Source organism: Kordia zhangzhouensis (genome assembly GCF_001005305.1).
In the GTDB taxonomy this organism is placed as follows: domain Bacteria; phylum Bacteroidota; class Bacteroidia; order Flavobacteriales; family Flavobacteriaceae; genus Kordia; species Kordia zhangzhouensis.
In genome coordinates this window covers 323,432-341,078 of sequence record NZ_LBMH01000003.1, presented here as the reverse complement: position 1 = coordinate 341,078, position 17,647 = coordinate 323,432, and the positions used below count along the sequence as shown (strand labels likewise).

At 33.4% G+C, this 17,647-nt stretch carries 18 protein-coding genes and 1 tRNA gene; 8 read left to right on the top strand and 11 right to left on the bottom strand.

The genetic code is table 11. The features are described from left to right. The first annotated feature begins 9 nt into the window (after positions 1-9). Entirely contained in the window at positions 10-732 is a 723-nt protein-coding gene (locus AA088_RS04860; protein WP_046743822.1) for a LytR/AlgR family response regulator transcription factor, read from the top strand. Between the two features lie 117 nt (positions 733-849). Beyond that, positions 850-1,074, top strand: a complete 225-nt coding sequence (locus AA088_RS04855) for a hypothetical protein (protein ID WP_046743821.1) — start codon at positions 850-852, stop codon at positions 1,072-1,074. Between the two features lies 1 nt (position 1,075). Here AA088_RS04855 and AA088_RS04850 read toward each other — a convergent pair whose 3' ends face one another. The 4 genes from AA088_RS04850 to AA088_RS04835 all read right to left on the bottom strand — a co-directional run bounded on the left by AA088_RS04850 (position 1,076) and on the right by AA088_RS04835 (position 6,491). Further along, positions 1,076-2,176 (bottom strand): DUF4407 domain-containing protein, encoded by a 1,101-nt coding sequence (locus tag AA088_RS04850; protein ID WP_046743820.1) that lies wholly within the window; start codon positions 2,174-2,176, stop codon positions 1,076-1,078. 122 nt (positions 2,177-2,298) lie between these two features. Beyond that, complete coding sequence (locus tag AA088_RS17550) at positions 2,299-4,455, bottom strand: M56 family metallopeptidase (RefSeq protein WP_082106566.1); 2,157 nt, start codon at positions 4,453-4,455, stop codon at positions 2,299-2,301. After that, positions 4,452-4,823: a BlaI/MecI/CopY family transcriptional regulator gene (locus AA088_RS04840; protein WP_046743819.1), complete on the bottom strand. Its 372-nt coding sequence runs from the start codon at positions 4,821-4,823 to the stop codon at positions 4,452-4,454. Before AA088_RS04840 ends, AA088_RS17550 begins: the two co-directional genes overlap by 4 nt. Positions 4,824-5,102: 279 nt before the next feature. After that, entirely contained in the window at positions 5,103-6,491 is a 1,389-nt protein-coding gene (locus AA088_RS04835) for a dipeptidase (RefSeq protein ID WP_046743818.1), read from the bottom strand. Positions 6,492-6,601: 110 nt separating this feature from the next. Here AA088_RS04835 and AA088_RS04830 point away from each other — a divergent pair. The 3 genes from AA088_RS04830 (at position 6,602) to AA088_RS04825 (ending at position 8,917) form a co-directional block, all read left to right on the top strand. Then, positions 6,602-6,683: transfer RNA gene (locus tag AA088_RS04830), tRNA-Leu, on the top strand. Between the two features lie 243 nt (positions 6,684-6,926). Continuing rightward, positions 6,927-7,121 (top strand): hypothetical protein, encoded by a 195-nt coding sequence (locus AA088_RS18185; RefSeq protein WP_156168410.1) that lies wholly within the window; start codon positions 6,927-6,929, stop codon positions 7,119-7,121. A gap of 296 nt (positions 7,122-7,417) precedes the next feature. Beyond that, positions 7,418-8,917 carry a tail fiber domain-containing protein gene (locus tag AA088_RS04825; RefSeq protein ID WP_046743817.1) on the top strand — a complete coding sequence of 500 codons (1,500 nt, stop codon included), beginning with the start codon at positions 7,418-7,420 and terminating at the stop codon, positions 8,915-8,917. Between the two features lie 76 nt (positions 8,918-8,993). On the opposite strand, the gene AA088_RS04820 is transcribed toward AA088_RS04825, so the two are convergent. Then, positions 8,994-9,371 carry a hypothetical protein gene (locus tag AA088_RS04820; protein ID WP_046743816.1) on the bottom strand — a complete coding sequence of 126 codons (378 nt, stop codon included), beginning with the start codon at positions 9,369-9,371 and terminating at the stop codon, positions 8,994-8,996. A gap of 143 nt (positions 9,372-9,514) precedes the next feature. Beyond that, positions 9,515-10,750 (bottom strand): 3-deoxy-D-manno-octulosonic acid transferase, encoded by a 1,236-nt coding sequence (locus tag AA088_RS04815; RefSeq protein WP_046743815.1) that lies wholly within the window; start codon positions 10,748-10,750, stop codon positions 9,515-9,517. Between the two features lie 98 nt (positions 10,751-10,848). Between AA088_RS04815 and AA088_RS04810 the strand changes: the two genes are divergently transcribed. From AA088_RS04810 to AA088_RS04800, 3 genes are read left to right on the top strand one after another with little or no spacing between them, the layout of a single operon-like run. Next, the gene (locus AA088_RS04810; protein ID WP_046743814.1) at positions 10,849-12,006 is read left to right on the top strand and encodes a DegT/DnrJ/EryC1/StrS family aminotransferase; all 1,158 of its coding nucleotides are present in this window, start codon (positions 10,849-10,851) and stop codon (positions 12,004-12,006) included. 25 nt (positions 12,007-12,031) lie between these two features. Next, entirely contained in the window at positions 12,032-13,057 is a 1,026-nt protein-coding gene (gene galE / locus AA088_RS04805) for a UDP-glucose 4-epimerase GalE (protein ID WP_046743813.1), read from the top strand. A gap of 11 nt (positions 13,058-13,068) precedes the next feature. Further along, positions 13,069-14,349 carry a metal-dependent hydrolase family protein gene (locus AA088_RS04800; protein ID WP_046743812.1) on the top strand — a complete coding sequence of 427 codons (1,281 nt, stop codon included), beginning with the start codon at positions 13,069-13,071 and terminating at the stop codon, positions 14,347-14,349. Between the two features lie 49 nt (positions 14,350-14,398). Here AA088_RS04800 and AA088_RS04795 read toward each other — a convergent pair whose 3' ends face one another. The 5 genes from AA088_RS04795 to AA088_RS17935 all read right to left on the bottom strand — a co-directional run bounded on the left by AA088_RS04795 (position 14,399) and on the right by AA088_RS17935 (position 17,646). Next, on the bottom strand, positions 14,399-14,629 hold the full coding sequence (locus AA088_RS04795) for a hypothetical protein (protein WP_046743811.1): 231 nt from the start codon (positions 14,627-14,629) through the stop codon (positions 14,399-14,401). A gap of 224 nt (positions 14,630-14,853) precedes the next feature. After that, the gene (locus AA088_RS04790) at positions 14,854-15,063 is read right to left on the bottom strand and encodes a hypothetical protein (RefSeq protein WP_046743810.1); all 210 of its coding nucleotides are present in this window, start codon (positions 15,061-15,063) and stop codon (positions 14,854-14,856) included. A gap of 136 nt (positions 15,064-15,199) precedes the next feature. Then, positions 15,200-15,706, bottom strand: coding sequence for a signal peptidase II (locus AA088_RS04785; RefSeq protein WP_046743809.1), 507 nt, complete (start codon positions 15,704-15,706; stop codon positions 15,200-15,202). A 12-nt stretch (positions 15,707-15,718) separates the two neighbouring features. Next, the gene (fabD, locus tag AA088_RS04780) at positions 15,719-16,609 is read right to left on the bottom strand and encodes an ACP S-malonyltransferase (protein ID WP_046743808.1); all 891 of its coding nucleotides are present in this window, start codon (positions 16,607-16,609) and stop codon (positions 15,719-15,721) included. Between the two features lie 104 nt (positions 16,610-16,713). After that, entirely contained in the window at positions 16,714-17,646 is a 933-nt protein-coding gene (locus AA088_RS17935; protein WP_046743807.1) for a dihydrofolate reductase, read from the bottom strand. Position 17,647: the final 1 nt, after the last annotated feature.

The following is a 17,647-nucleotide window of genomic DNA, read 5'->3' as shown; positions in this document are numbered from 1 at the left end:
TACCTACTTATGAAGAGTATAATAGTAGACGATGAAGCAGCAGCAAGAGCAATCACCAAACAACTATGTAAAAAAGTAGAGAAAATTGTTATTGTAGAAGAATTTGATAATGCAATTGATGCCATAAAATATCTAAATAATCATACTGTCGATTTGATTTTTTTGGATATTCACATGCCTACATTTTCTGGATTTGATTTTATTCAAACACTGAAAAACCCGCCACAGATTATCCTAACAACATCTGATAAAAATTTTGCCCTTGATGCTTTTGAGTATGAATGTGTTGTAGATTATTTGGTAAAACCAATTACCCAAGAACGTTTTGCAAAAGCTGTTGCCCGAATAAAAAATACAAGCACAGGTACTAGGACTCATGCAGAAGAAGCTATCAGTCAGGGTGAAGAAACTGCAGCAATTGGAAATGACTTATATGTAAATATTGACCGCCGTTTGGTAAAAATTAATGTGCCTGATATTTATGTCATTGAAGCCAAAGGAGATTATATAAAAATCAAAGCGGAAGATAAAAACTATGTAGTACACTCTACACTTAAAAAAATAGAAGAAAAACTTCCAAGTCACTTATTTCTGAAAGTACATCGCTCTTATATTATCAATACTACAAAAATTGTCGATATTGAAGACAATAGCGTCCTAATCAAACAGGACGTAATTCCTGTGAGTAGAGCCAACAGAAAAGAATTGATGCAGCGTTTAAACTTACTATGATTAGCCCTACATTCGTAACAAAATAGATGGTTTTCAGAACAATTTTGATATATAGATCGTAAAGACTTACATATTTTTCTTATCTTTTTTCACGCTAAGAAAATAACCTACTCACCTATGAGATGGAAAGGAAATAAAAAATTTAAAGAAGTCATAACTGAAGATGGCTATCACCTCAAGGCTGAATTTATCCACGAACAAAAATACTGGTGGATTGTATACAAAAACGGAAAAGTACTAGGACGCGCTATAGCTGAAGAAGAATTTGCTTGTAGTTTACAACTTGCTCAAGTTAGAGCCCAACAACAAATGATTCGACATTTAAAGACAAATAGCAACTAATCTATAATTGCTTTTTCTGTAAATTATAAAAGGAATCTGCTTGTAGTTGCATTAACTCTCTAGCTTTTTTACGCTTATAATTATATGCTTCCTCTTCTTCAGCAATATCATTATATACTTTATTGTTAAGGGATACATCTGTTTGCAAAAGTGTTTTTCGTTGATGAACCTTTTGTGCTACCCATGTTTTCACAGCATCTTCAGCATCTTGTAGCTTGGCATCATATTCTCCTTTAGGAGAAAAGAGTTTTGCAAAAATAGGAGAAGTTTCAATTGCCAAGAATAACAGGAATATAAAAAATGAAGGAAGCCAAGGAAGTTTGGTAAGTGCATTTACCCGAGCCATCAATCCATCAAAGCCATCTATGATAGGTTGTGTGTTGATTTCTTGATTTTTTTGTTGTGCGGCTAATTCTGAAATAGCAAGTTCTTTATGAGCAATTTTTTCGCTATTTTCAGTACGTAGTGTTTGCAGAGCTTGTAATGCGGTATCGTGTTTTTCTCGTTTCTCTTTATATACAGGTCCTTTCCCTACAATTTCAGTTCCTTTACGGCCTTCGGCTTCTGCAATATAGGTTTCATACAAGTCATTGACCTCTTTTTCTTTAGTGACAATTTCATCTTTTAACAAACGGATTTCTTCATGCAATTGTTTAATTTCTGGAGTAAATTGTTCTGCGATTTGCGCTTTATTTGCAAGAGTCAATTCGTTTTTTTGTTCTAACAATACTTGATCAATTTCTTTCTCAAATATTTTTAATTCTAAAGGTTTGGAAATAACGATGGCAATGATTATTGCTAAAATAATTCGAGGTGTAGCTTGTAAAAGCTCTGCAAATTTATCATTTTTTTTACGGAGAGTGGAAACAATAAAACGATCAAGGTTAAAAATTAATAATCCCCAGATAAGTCCAAAACCAATAGCTGCATAAGGATTGTCAAAAACCGTATACAAAGCATATGCGCTGGCAATAAAAGCCATTAAAGCTGTAAAAAAAACAGTTGCTCCAATTCCTACATATTTTGTCTGCTCTCCATCGCTACAATCACGAATAAGGGTAAGGTCGACACCCGAACATACGAGAAAAAAATGTTTTAACATAAAATGATTTTTGATTGATGATATGTATAAGAACGTAAAATAGATAGAAATGTTATATAAAAAAGCGACTTAATTTCTCAAAATCAGTCGCTTTCTGTAATGATTATAATGTGATTTAACTCTTATAAAAGCTTCGATAGTGCTTTTTGAAACTTCTCATCTTTAGAATTCAATTTTTGCCCATATCTATTGTAAACAGTTATAGTTTTGGCATTAATTGCATAATAATAGGCTTCTCCTTCTGCAACAAAACTTCCTGTTTGTTGTTTAGGATTTAAAAAATAGGTTACCTCTTTCCAGTTTTCCGAATTATTGGCTTCTTTTTCTACTTTTGGAAAATCCTTTTTGTTGTTTTCTGATTTCTTCGGAGTTGGAACTCTAATCTCTTTAATTTGAGGTTTTTCTGGTTTAGGAGCTGGTGGAGGCGGAGGTGGGAGTAAGTTACCTTCATCATCAACTAATCTGCTATCTTCATTAAAAATAAATTTTCTCCCTTTTTTTATCACATAGGTATATTTTTTACCATTAATCATCATGGTTTTTAATGATTCGCCTTTGGTGATTTTTTGCATAATCTCTACAGCTTTCTCATTGGAAGGAAAAACTGAATCTCTTTCTGCTGTTGTTTTTTTAGGAGCTGGAGGAGGTGGTGGAGGCGGAGGAACATTAGCAGCGTCTATCGTATAAATTTCATAAATTTTGTGTGTGTTCAAAAGTTTGCGAACGTCGTCAACTAAAGATTTTTGATTGCTTTCAAATATAATAGTAGCTCTACGAGCTCTTTTATGTAGAATTTTTTTCAATTCTATTTTAATATACGAATCGAGTTTAGTGAAATCCCCTATATGTTCATAATTCACGAGATACTTTCCACTTTTATTAATCATAATCACAATGTCACTTTTGTTTTTTTGACTCTTCTTTTTGATTACGACAGGACTCTTTTTTGAAGTTTTTTTATTGATATGAATAATGGTTCCTTTGTGTAAAGGGTTTGCAAGCTCTTTTTGTAACGTATCAAAGCCTGTTTGTGTGTATAATTGAACTTGATAGGATTGCGGAAACTTTTTACTTCGGGCATTTTTATGCACAAAACTACTTGTATAATGTACAATTGTATGTTGGTCAATCATTGTATTATTTACAGATTTTCCATCAATCCAAATTGCAAACTGCGCTCTATTTTTCCACTCGTTCAATAGTTTTTTGGAAGGAGGAGTTGCTATTGTTTTCTTAGAAAGAGGCAATAACGTTGTTTGTTGTTCGCTTGAAAGTTCATCATAGGTTTTGGTCAGTTTTGTGCCATTTTCATCTTCAACGATGAATGTAGTGTGTTCATAAAAAGTTGCCTTTGAATCTTGTGTTACTGTACTTTCTTTAGATATCTTTTGAAAATCATTGTCTTTTTGTGCAATTATCTTTGTGCTAAATAAAAAGAAGGCACTTATAAAAACAGGAAGTGTTAGCGAGGCAAAAAACCAGGCGCGTTCACGAGATGTATGTTTTGTCATCATTTGTAGTCTCTTTTTTGTTACTGAAAAATTAAAATTACTCGCCAATCGAAAATGACGATTACCATTCACTTTTTCTAATAGGAGTTGCTGGTAGTGCCAAACTTGTTGTGGGTTGGACTTTAATACCGCTTCATCTGCAAGAAATTCGTGATTGAGTTGCATGGCTTTTTTATAAAAAATCACCAAAGGATTGAACCAAAATAGTATTTGAATCAGTTCAATACATATAATATCTAACGTATGTTTTTGTCTTACATGTGCCAATTCGTGTGTGTATAATTCTTCTGCAATTTGCTGCTCTTGATGCGCTTTTTCGTCAAGAAAAATATAATGCAAGAAAGAATGTGGCAATACGTGCTCTTTCAATAATACCAATGAGGCTTCATTGTATAAAACCTTTATGTTTTTGGTTATTTTATGAAAAATTTGAAACAAATTGGTTACAAATCGAGACGTTAATAAGATACCGCCTATACCATATATAACAGCTAGCCAAAATGTCCAGTGAAAACTGGCAGTAATTTCTGGAGTGTCTGTTGTGGATACTGATTGTACAATAGGTGTTACGGCTATTGGATTTTTTTCTACTACAGAAACAGTTTCATATGAGGTAATAGTCATCAAAGGAACCGTTAAAGAGAAACACAAACCGAATAATAAATAATAACGATTAAACTGATACATACGCTCTCGTTCTAACAAGAGTTTATATATCATCCAAACAATTGCTAAACACAATCCAGACTTTATGATATAGGAAATCATTTTTTATTACTTTCTATTTGTTGGTCGATTATTGAGCGAAGTTCTTTTAATTCTGCCTCAGATAAGTTTGTTTCTTTTGTAAAAAAGGAAGCAAATTGAGAAGCTGAATCGTTAAAAAAGTTCTTGATTAGTCCGTTCAAGTGTTTCGAAAAATAATCTGCTTTTCGGATGAGCGGATAGTATTCTCTCGATTTTCCATGTGTTTTGTATCCTACATAGCCTTTATCAGTCATGCGTTTTAACAAAGTGGCAATCGTAGTTGTTGCAGGTTTAGGATCTTCATATTGTTCCAAAAGATCTTTCATGAAAGCTTTTTCAAGTTTCCATAAGTGTTGCATTAACTGTTCTTCTGTTTTAGATAATTTCATTTGTTAGATGATTTGTGCTTCGTATGAATCATATAAACGCATCATTATTGGTCGACAACAACAAAAATTTGTTTACTGATTACACTATGCGAAATGTAATATTACTCTACAAATGTAGAATTAAATTTTGTATTCTACAAGTGTAGAAGTGATTTTTATGATTTTAAATTTCTTCAAGCTTAAAAGAGGATTTTTTTAAATAACTTAAAATGAACCGCGCTATATAGGGTTTTATATGTATGTCATAAAAAAATCCGCCGTAGCGGATTCTAAAAAATATTATTTGGAAAGTTCTGTAAAATATTTGTAGAATAGTGGAATTGTTTCAATACCCTTGAGATAGTTGAAAATTCCAAAATGCTCATTTGGTGAATGAATAGCATCACTATTCAATCCGAATCCCATTAAAATAGTTTTACTTTTGAGTTCTTTTTCAAACAATGCTACGATAGGAATACTTCCTCCTGAACGTTGTGGAATAGGAGTAACGCCAAAGGTATCTTCATATGCTTTGCTGGCGGCTTGGTAACCAATATTATCAATAGGAGTTACATAACCTTGTCCGCCATGATGCGGTTTTACTTTTACTTTTACACCAGCAGGAGCAATACTTTCAAAATGATTTTTAAATAATTCTGTGATTTCTTTCCAATTTTGATTAGGGACTAAACGCATTGAAATTTTAGCGTATGCCTTACTAGCAATTACAGTTTTGGCACCTTCACCTGTATATCCTCCCCAAATTCCATTTACATCTAATGTAGGGCGAATAGAGTTTCGTTCATTGGTTGAGTAACCAGCTTCTCCATAAACAGCATCAATATCAAGAGCTCTTTTATATTCTTCTAATGAAAAAGGGGCTTTCGCCATTTCGGCACGTTCTTCAGTAGATAGTTCTTCCACTTTGTCATAAAATCCCGGAATGGTTATGCGATTGTTTTCATCGTGTAAAGATGCAATCATTTTTGTTAAAATATTAATTGGATTTGCTACAGCACCTCCATATAATCCTGAATGTAAATCACGATTAGGACCTGTAACTTCCACTTCAACATAGCTCAATCCTCGTAAACCAGTGGTTATAGATGGTTGTGTATTACTAATCATCCCTGTGTCAGAAATTAAAATGACATCGTTCGCTAGTTTTTCTTGATTACGTTCTACAAACCAGGCTAAGCTTTCAGAGCCTACTTCTTCTTCTCCTTCAATCATGAACTTAACGTTACAAGGTAGTTGTCCAGTAGCATTCATTAACTCCAATGCCTTTACGTGCATGTACATTTGTCCTTTATCGTCACATGCTCCTCGGGCGAAAATAGCACCTTCTGGATGGATTTCAGTTTTTTTAATAATGGGTTCAAAAGGACCGCTTTCCCAAAGGTCCAATGGATCAGGTGGTTGAACGTCATAATGCCCATATACCAAGACAGTAGGAAGATGATCAGAGATATGTTTATGTCCATACACAATAGGATAACCAGGTGTTTCACAAATTTCTACGTGGTCACAACCAGCTTTTTCTAGGCTATTCTTTATGGCAGTAGAAGTATCTATAACATCTTGTGTGTAAGCTGGATCAGCACTGATTGAGGGAATTTTTAAAAGTTCGATGAGTTCATCTATGAAACGGTTTTTATGCGTTTCTACATATGATTTAATTGTATTCATGTAGTCTATTGAATTTTTCTAGATACTCAAAAATACTAAAAAAACAGGGAAAAAATACTGTCGACTTCCTTTGAATATTAAAAATGTTCTTTATATTTGCAGCCACATTTGCGGGTGTGGTGAAATTGGTAGACACGCTAGACTTAGGATCTAGTGCCTCACGGTGTGAAGGTTCGAGTCCTTTCACCCGCACAACAAACGAAAGCCGAAGTTGTTTAGACTTCGGCTTTTTTATTTTTATAAATGTTGTGAAAATTATTTCCCATAAGGGTTTAATACGTTTCCTTTTTAACAATACTTACCTATTGATATATAAATTACGACTAAGAAAGTTGCCCTAAGCCCTAGAATATATAAATCACGACTAGCAATATTTTTTCATAGTATCTTGATGTAATAGTTTCGAGTCAATAAATAATTCTAAATAAATTTATTATGAAAAAACAAAATGTTAAAGGATTGACTTTAAACAAGAAATCAATTTCTAATTTGGAAAGTTTTAAAGCAGGTTTATCAAGAGATACTAATGATTGCCCAGATACAATGACCTGCCCGCTTTGGTCATGTGCAAATTGTACAGAGTTGACAAATGATACATGCAGAAACTATTGTAATACTCAAAAACAATAGGAAAGTTTACATTCCATTTGTGACTTGTATAATTATTAAAAAACGGACTTCGGTTCGTTTTTTTGTTTCAAAAATGATAAGTGGCTGTAAATAAGTGTGATAGTTTCAGTTTTTTTAATTACAGAATCATTTTTTGTGAGTTTTTTAACACATTATATCCTGTAATTTTCTATTCGCGTATATTCTTTTTAGAATATAATCAACTGATTTATAATATGTTAATTTTACGGTTTCTCCATAATTTATTGAGAGCGTAAATATCTAGTTTTGAGTAGATTAACCAAAATTAGAATACTATGAAAAAAATTACTTTTATTTTAGCGTTATTTACAAGCAGTCTTATTTTTGCACAAAATCAGTCTGCAGGACCTGTTCAATCTTCAATTACCACTCCTATACCACAGCAGTTTGGAGGTACAGAAATGTTTAGATTTAGTAAAGGGTTGATTACTCAGTTAGATTCTGGATCAGCTTTTGACTTTTCAACCAGTAGATGGTTTTCTTTTGGGCGACTTAATACGGGAAGCCAAACGGTGTACGGTTTACGTTTTCAGTTACCAGAGAGAGCAATTACTTTAGGTTATCAAGATGTAAATGATGACAATCCTCGAATTCAGTGGATTGGAGATTCTACCAAAAGTAACTTAGAGTTTAGAGCCGCTACAAGTTTTACTTCGACAAGTTCTACCCTTAATGCGACTATGACTTTTGATGGAAGAACTTTTTTTGGAAAACCTCTAGCTTCTAATGAGCCGTTGGTGGGAATTGATTATAGTACAGTGCCAGGAAGTACCAAAACCGGATTAATTGTTAGAAATAACACAACTTCTGGAAGTTACTTTACCGATATCAAAGCAATCAATACTATTTCTGGATACATTAAAACGGGAGTAGATGTGAATCATACTGGTGGAGCGTATAGTGACACAGGTGTAAATGTTCGTGTTGCAGATGCTTTTCAAAGTACAGGAGTTCGTTCTTCGGTAACAGGAAGTTCCAATGGAAGTACATATGGTGTTCAAGGATTTATAAGTAGCGTAGTAAGCAATCCTACAGGTTTTGGAGCAGCTATATATGGTAGTTCAGCTTCTCTTACAAATAGATATGCGGGATATTTTAATGGAGATGTGTTTGTAACAGGAATGTTTACAGTGTCTGATAAAAAATTAAAAGAAAATATTAAAGCAGAAGAAAATGCTTTAGAAAAACTGTCACAGTTAAATGCAGTTACCTATACATTCAAGGATAATGAACATTTAAACTTATCATCACAACTTCAACACGGATTCTTGGCTCAAGATTTAGAACAGGTTTTTCCTGAATTGGTCACTACAATTAACAAGCCTATTTACGATAAAGAAAATAAAGAAACAGGTTCATATGAGTACAAAGCAGTGAATTATACAGGACTGATTTCTGTATTAACCTCTAGCTTAAAAGGTCTTAATGAAAAAGTTACTTTGTTAGAAGCTGAAATTGTAGAGCTCAAAAATGAATTGGCAGAAAGCAAAAAGAACTTAGGAACTCTAGACGAAACAGAAGTTGGCTTTTCAATGGAACAAAATAGACCTAATCCTTTTACAAATCAAACCACAATCAATTATACATTGCCTGCAAATACAAAAGCAACAATCTCTGTATTTGATATGTCCGGTAAGTTTGTACGAGATTATAACTTAACTAGCCAAAAAGGACAGGTGGTTATTAGCTCAAATGAAATTGGAAAAGGAATGTTTATATATAGCCTAGTTTCCGATAATGAGATTATGATTAGTAAAAAAATGATTGTGAAATAATACTTCTTGTGAAAAATATATCAATAAAAAAAGCTTCTCTTTTTAGAGAAGCTTTTACTTTTTTAACTAGTGACAATTAGTGTCCTGTTGTTTTTTCTTTTAGGTCGTTAGCTGCTTTTTTTGTGTCTTCAACCGCTTTGTTAGCCGCATCTTTTACATCATTTGCCGCATCTTTAGTAGCATCAATAGCATCATTTACTGCATCTTTAGCACCATCAACAGCATCGTTAGCTGCATCTTTTACATCATTTACTGCGTCTTTAGTAGCATCAACAGCATCGTTTGCCGCATCTTTTACATCGTTCGCAACATCATTTGCTGCGTCTTTTACATCTTTCACTGCCTCTTCAGTTTTATCTGCAGCTTTTTCACCTTCTTTTTTTACTTCTTCACAAGAAGTCATTCCGAATGTTAAAGCAGCAACCAAAGCAGCTCTTAAAATTACTTTTTTCATTTGTATGTTTATTTATTGTTAATTGTAATAACAATGTTACTACTTCTTTTTGTATTCACAAAGAATCGGAGTCTATCTTTTTTAAATTTTGATGAATTGCTATTTTTTAGGAATGAAGTACAATAATTTTTAAGAAAACGGGTCTATTTTTTTAAATATGATATGATTGTTTCGGTTGCGTTTCCTTGTGTTTGAATATAATTTTTATTGATTGAACCTAAAGCATTTCGGTACTTTATATCAGTAAGCAGTCGTTTCATTATTTTTTCAAAACTTTCTTTAGAATTGATTGTGCAAATTCCCCCAAGCTTAACCAAATCTTCAGCCTCTTTGAAGCCTTTATAATTTTTACCAATGATGACCGGAATCCCAAAAACAGCTGGTTCTAATGTGTTATGTAATCCTGTATTTCCCATGCCGCCGCCAACATAGGCTACATCAGCATAGCTATATATTTTTGTCAAAATTCCAATCGTATCAATAATAAAAACGTCAAATTGATTCAAATCAGAATGTTGTTCCATTTCAGAGAATAATACAGTTTGTTTGGAAAGACTATTGGTTAGTTTTTGTATTTCTTGCGTTTTAATATTATGCGGAGCAATGATAAACTTACAACGTGTAGAAGTATTATTTATAAACGGGATAAAAACAGCTTCATCTTCCTGCCAGCTACTTCCTATAACTACACAAGGTAACTGTTCTTTGAATTTTTCTATAAATGGTAAAGAATTGTCTCGTTTCAATATTTCTAATACTCTATCAAAACGAGTATCTCCACTAATTGTCACATTTGTATAACGTATATTTTCTAATAGTTTTTTAGAGTTTTCGTCCTGTACGAAAATATGATCAAACGCATATAACGATTTTCGCATCCAAAATCCGTAAGACTTAAAAAATGCTTGAGAAGCTCTGAAAATAGCCGAAATAGAAATGGTTTGCACTGATTGTTTTTTAAGCTCTGCTAAATAGTTTGGCCAAAACTCATATTTAACAAAAACAACCAATTCTGGTTGTACTATCTGCACAAACTTTTTAGCATTTGCCTTTGTATCTATTGGTAAATATGTAATTACATCTGCAACACCACTATTTTTTTTGACTTCATAACCTGAAGGAGAAAAAAAGGTCAATACAAAGGTGCGATTAGGAAAATGTTGCTTCAATGCTTCCAACACAGGGAGTCCTTGCTCGTATTCGCCTAATGAAGCAGTGTGAAACCAAATCACTGAATCACTTGAGCTAATCTGCTCTTTGAGCGTTTTAAAAACATCTTTTCTACCCTTAACAAATAACGAGAGTTTAGTGTTGAAAAGGGCAATTATTCGAATAAAAAATCCAACAATATGAACTAATATGTTGTAGATGAAATACAAATGCTATCTGTTTGTTGCTAAAATACATTCTTTCACTCAAATTCATTGGGTATCGTTCTACAATTTTGTAATATTGTTAGAATAAAAGAAAGATACGAATGAAGAAAATCCAAATGGTCGACCTAAAAGGTCAGTACGAAAAAATTAAAGACCGAGTTGATCAATCTGTACTAGATGTTATCGAATCTTCAGCATTTATAAATGGACCAGAAGTACATACTTTTCAAAAAGAATTAGAAACTTACTTAGGAGTAAAACATGTTATTCCTTGTGCAAATGGAACAGATGCACTACAAATTGCAATGATGGGACTTGGACTGCAACCGGGAGATGAGGTTATAACAGCCGATTTTACCTTTGCAGCTACAGTTGAGGTAATAGCGTTATTACAATTAACGCCTGTCCTTGTTGATGTGGAGGAAGGTTCTTTTAATATTGATCCTGAAGCCATCCGCAAAGCGATTACTCCAAAAACAAAAGCAATTGTTCCAGTGCATTTATTTGGGCAATGCGCAAATATGGATGCAATATTAGAAATAGCTCAAGAGCATGATTTATTTGTAATTGAAGATAATGCTCAAGCAATTGGAGCTACTTATACATTTGCAAACGGAAATAAGAAAAAAGCAGGAGCTATTGGACATGTAGCTTCAACATCTTTCTTCCCTTCTAAAAATTTAGGTTGCTACGGTGATGGAGGAGCTATTTTTACCAATGATGATGATTTAGCACACATAATCCGTGGAATTGTAAATCATGGTATGTATGAACGATATCATCACGATGTAGTTGGTGTGAACTCTCGCTTAGATTCTATACAAGCAACCATCTTACGTGCTAAATTACCACATTTAGATTCTTATAATGCAGCACGCCAAAGTGCAGCGCGAAAATATAATGCTGCTTTTGAAGGAAATACTAAAATTAGTACGCCTTATATTTCAAAAACATGTGAAAATTCAATTTGTGAAAATTGCGATTGCCATGTGTTTCATCAATATACTTTACGTGTAAAAAACGTAAATAGAGATGCTTTGGTAAAACATTTGAACGATCAAGGAATTCCGTGTGGAGTGTATTATCCGATTCCTTTACATTCACAAAAAGCATACAAAGATGCACGTTATAACGAAGCTGATTTTCCAGTAACAAATCAATTAGTAAAAGAGGTAATTTCTCTGCCAATGCATACCGAACTGGATGACGAACAAATTGATTTTATTACCAAAACAGTATTGGATTTTGTAAACAAATGAAATAACGATTTCAAATTATAAAAGGTTGAAAAGAATAGTAGTTACTGGCGGATTAGGTTATATAGGCTCTCATACTGTTGTAGAGCTGCAATTGGCAGGTTTCGAAGTTATTATTATAGATAATCTTTCTAATTCATCTAAAGATGTGTTGAAAGGAATTGTAAACATTACCCAGAAAGAACCAACATTTGTAGAATTAGACCTAAGAGACAAACAAGCAACTATTTCATTCTTTACAAAATATGACAATATTGATGGAATTATCCATTTTGCAGCTAGTAAAGCGGTAGGAGAAAGCGTTGTAAACCCATTATTGTATTATGAAAATAATGTTACTACGCTAATTACCATTTTACAACAAATACAAAAAAAAGAGAACATACCTTTTATTTTTAGTTCATCGTGTACTGTATATGGTCAAGCTGAACAAATGCCAATTCCTGAAAATGCTCCCATTCAACAGGCATATTCTCCGTATGGAAATACCAAACAAATTGGAGAAGAAATTTTGTTAGATACTACAAAAGCGGTAAATGGGTTACAAGTAATATCGTTACGCTATTTTAATCCAATAGGAGCACATCCAACAGCTGAAATAGGAGAATTACCTATAGGAGTGCCGCAGAATTTAGTGCCATTTATTACACAAACAGCTATAGGATTACGAAAAGAGTTAGCTGTTTTTGGAAATGATTATCCTACAAAAGACGGAACGTGTATCCGTGATTATATACATGTTGTAGACCTTGCCAAAGCTCATGTAATTGCACTAAAAAGGTTGCTTTCTAAAACCAATACAGAGTCGTTCGAAGTATTTAACATTGGAACAGGAAAAGGAAGTTCAGTACTGGAAGTTATTGAAAGTTTTGAACGAGTTAGTAAACAAAAACTCAACTACTCTATAACCAGTAGGAGAGAAGGCGATGTAGTTGCAGCGTATGCAAATACTACAAAAGCAAATACAATTCTTGGATGGAGAGCAATCTCTTCTCTTGATGAAGCGATGCTTTCTGCTTGGAATTGGGAACAAAAGATTAGAAAAACCAACTAAAAACCAACCAAATGAAAAAACTACTCATCTTATGCGTGAGTATCTTGTGTGCTACTATGGCAATGGCACAAGATACCTATTTACATTGTGGAAAGATCATTGATACGAAAAGCGGAAAAATTCTCACAGAGAAAACGATTATAGTTTCTGGGAATACCATTAAAAGTATCCAAAACGGATATATTCAACCAGAAACAGAAAATGATAAAACGGTTGATTTAAAGTCCAAAACTGTCATGCCTGGCTTAATAGATATGCATGTTCATATAGAAAGTGAAACGAACCCAAAAGCATATTTAGAAAAATATACATTAAACGATGCAGATGTGGCTTTTCGTTCGGTAGGTTTTGCAAAAGTTACTTTACATGCAGGCTTTACTACTGTTAGAGATCTTGGAGGTTCAGGAGTAAATATTTCGCTTCGAAATGCAATCAATCAAGGAAAAGTAGAAGGACCAAGAATTTTTACTGCAGGGAAAGCGTTAGCTACTACTGGTGGGCATGCCGATCCTACAAATGGAAATCGTAAGGAAATTATCGGTGACCCAGGTCCAAAAGAAGGAGTTGTAAACAATGTAAACGATGCAAAAAAAGCTGTTCGACAACGTTACAAAAACGGTGCAGATGTAATTAAAATTACGGCAACTGGAGGAGTTTTAAGCGTTGCCAAAAGTGGAAGTAATCCACAGTTTACTATTGAAGAAATAAAAGTGATTTGTGAAACAGCCAAAGATTATGGAATGCATGTAGCAGCACATGCGCATGGAGATGAAGGAATGCAGCGTGCAATTATTGGTGGTGTAAAAACGATAGAACATGGAACTTATATGAGTGACGAAACAATGGAACTCATGAAAAAACACGATGCGTATCTTGTGCCTACCATTACAGCAGGAAAAGAAGTAGAAACTAAAGCAAAAATAGAAGGATACTATCCAGATATAATTGTACCAAAAGCATTAGCAGTTGGGCCAAAAATACAAGGAACATTTGCAAGAGCTTACAAAAAAGGTGTTGGAATTGCATTTGGTACTGATGCGGGTGTTTTTAAACATGGGGAAAATGGAAAAGAGTTTGGATATATGGTAGAAGCGGGAATGCCTGCAATTGAAACGATTCAATCAGCGACGATTACGAATGCTAAAATTTTAGGAATGGAAGACCAGTTGGGACAATTAAAAGTAGGTTTTTTGGCAGATATTATAGCTGTAGATCATGACCCTACTCAACACATATCTACTATGGAAAAAGTTTCTTTTGTAATGAAAGATGGAAAAATATATAAACAATAATTTATTCAATTAAATACTTTAAAAGCGGGTTATCAGCCCGCTTTTTTTGTTACCAACATTCAACTAATGATTGACAAGGATAATTAAGTGTCTCACACATATTGTTAAACGTTTTACAATCTGTAAATTGAGTACATGCCAAAGCAGAAGGACATGCATCAATTTGTGATCCGCATACTTGGATATCAGTGATTCTTATTAATCCGCCAGAAACATTAGCTCCTAACTTAGAAACAGAATTTTTACGAAGTTTTAGTAATTTCAAATTTCTTTTTTTCATGGGTTCAAGTTTTTGATTCTTAATTACTTAAAATAGAAAAATTAAATATGTTTTTAGTAAGGAAATCCCGTAATTAACAATTCTACATTTCGTATTGTTTGCGTATTGATTGTATAAGAATGGAAACTGATTAAAAAAAAACCTAGTCAAAAACTAGGCATTCTTTTAAAAAAAGTTATGAGATTGATAATTAAAAGTTTTACAGAAATCTTTTAATTTTCCTTTTAGATAGGAAAAGGACATTCTCTCGGGTTTTCAGTCAATGGACATACCCAAGCAGAAGGACATGCGTCTATAAACGAAGTACAAGGGCTGTCTAAAAAAGTTTGACAATCAAATTTGGTGTAATATGCCCCACCTTTTACATTTTCATTTGTTAAGTTTGACACTGAACTTTTATGAAGTTTCAATGACTTTACGTTTCTTTTTTTCATAATAAAAGTTTTTATTAGTTGTTTTATTATGATAAAATATAAAAACTACATAGAAAATCTCTACGGGAATACCGTAAATTAACGTCTTAACTTTGTTTAAATGAGGTCTTTAGATTAAAAGAAATAGTATAGGTGGTTACGATAGGGAGACTTCTTTTCGCTTGATAAAAGAAAGTAGAATTAATCCTGTTCCAAGCATCACAGAGACGTCTGCCATATTAAAAATCCCAGTTTTAAAGATACCGCCCAAATCAATGTGCATAAAGTCTGTAACGGAGCGATACACTATGCGATCATATAAGTTTCCAATTCCGCCTCCAATAATACAACATAAGCCAAAAATCATATAATTGTCCAAATCGGTATTTATAATAATTGTGCGGAGAATTAAAAACAAAACAACTACGGGAAGTATAATTAAAAAGATGCTTTTCAAAATAGGATTCTGCATAGTAGATAAAAAACCTAGAAAAGCACCTTTATTTTCAGTTTTCACTAAAACAATGTAGTTTCCAATAACAGAAATTTTTTCTGTACTATCAATATGCGTTCTTGCAACTGATTTTGACACTTGATCGCAACCAATATTCATCAAAATCAATCCAAAAATTAATACTATTCGTAGCGTATTGGAAATTTTCATTGGATAATTATATTATTCTGTTTCAAAAGTAGCACTCTCAGAAGTTACTGAACGATCTATTTTTCGTAACAATCCTTGTAGCACTTTTCCGGGACCAACTTCGATAAAATGTGTGGCGCCATCAGCAATCATTTGTTGTACAGATTGTGTCCATTTTACGGGAGCTGTTAATTGTAGAATCAAGTTTTTCTTAATTTCATCAGGATTCATAACAGCTGTTGTCGTTACATTTTGGTATATTGGACAGCTCGGTTTGTTAAATGTTGTATTTTCTATCGCAGTTGCTAATTCTTCTCTAGCTGGCTCCATTAAAGGAGAGTGAAAAGCACCACCTACTTGTAGAGCAAGAGCACGTTTTGCTCCAGCTTCTTTAAGTGTTTCACAAGCTTTTTCTATAGCTTCTGTTTCTCCAGAAATTACAATTTGCCCAGGACAATTATAGTTGGCAGCTACAACAATTCCTGAAGTGTCATTACAAACTCTTTCAACAGTCGCATCATCCAAACCTAATACAGCGGCCATAATACTTGGTTGTAATTCACATGCTTTTTGCATAGCCATTGAACGTGTGGAAACCAAGCGTAAACCATCTTCAAAAGTCAAAGTATTGTTGGCTACTAAGGCAGAAAGTTCTCCTAAAGAGTGTCCTGCAACCATTTCAGGTTGAAATGTATCTCCTAAAATTTTACTTAAAATTACAGAATGTAAAAAGATAGCAGATTGAGTTACTTTTGTCTGTTTTAGATCTTCAGCAGATCCTTCAAACATAATATCCGTTATTTGAAATCCTAAAATGTCATTGGCTTCTTCAAATAGGCGTTGAGCTTCGGGAGAACTTTCATATAAATCTAATCCCATTCCTGTGAATTGAGCTCCTTGCCCTGGAAAAATATATGCTTTCATTTGTAAGTTTTTAGGTTTCTTCAGTATGTCAAATGAAGAAAAGGGGTTTTTTAATTATGGAGCAAAAATAGGTAATTTTAAAATAACATTAAGTTAAACTCTATTTAAACTCGTTCGTATGTAATGAAAGAAAACTCGTATTCGTGCTTATTGTCTTTCGGGTGAAATTCATTAGCAGTCTCTTTCCAGTCTTTTGTGTCAATTTCGGGGAAATATGTATCTCCTTCAAATTCATGATGAACACGAGTCAGTTCAATTTTAGTAGCAAAAGGAAATGCTTGTTTGTATATTTCACCACCGCCAATCACATAAGGGTTAGCATCGCTAAGTGTGGCTACACTTACAGCTTCTTTCATGTTGTGAACTACAATTACACCTTTCGGGGCTTTGTAGTTTTTTTGTCGCGTAATAACTACGTGCGTTCTATTAGGAAGTGGTTTTGGAAAACTTTCAAAGGTCTTACGTCCCATAATGATATGGTGTCCAGAAGTCAGTTTTTTAAATCGCTTTAGATCATCACTTAAATGCCAAATCAATTGATTGTCTTTTCCAATCACATTATTTTCTGCAGCAGCGACAATTAACGATAAAGAGCTTCTATCGATTATTTCAGGTTTTACCGTATTTTCGAGCTCAGCTTTGGCTTGTTCTTTTGCTATTTTAGTTTCTTGTTCTAAGAATTTTTGTTTAAGTTTTTCGATGCGGAGTTCTTGTTGGCCAACCAAACGCTCTAATTGTTTAGCTTCCCAATCTTTTCCCATAAATTTATTGGTGATGTATACATCAAAAACATGAAATACAAATAAGAACAACCATGCTAATACAGCCCAAACAAACCACTGAGTTCCAAATAATGTAACATTATTGCCAAATCCTAATACTACATTAAGCAATACTAAAATGGCAGAACCTATAATAAAAATTACCAAATGATAGTATAAACGTTTTTTTTGTTTGATACGTTTTTGGGCATTTTTAATTAAAGCCAACTGTTCTTGATCTATTTGTGTGGTAGGTTTTTTTTTAGAGCCGAACATT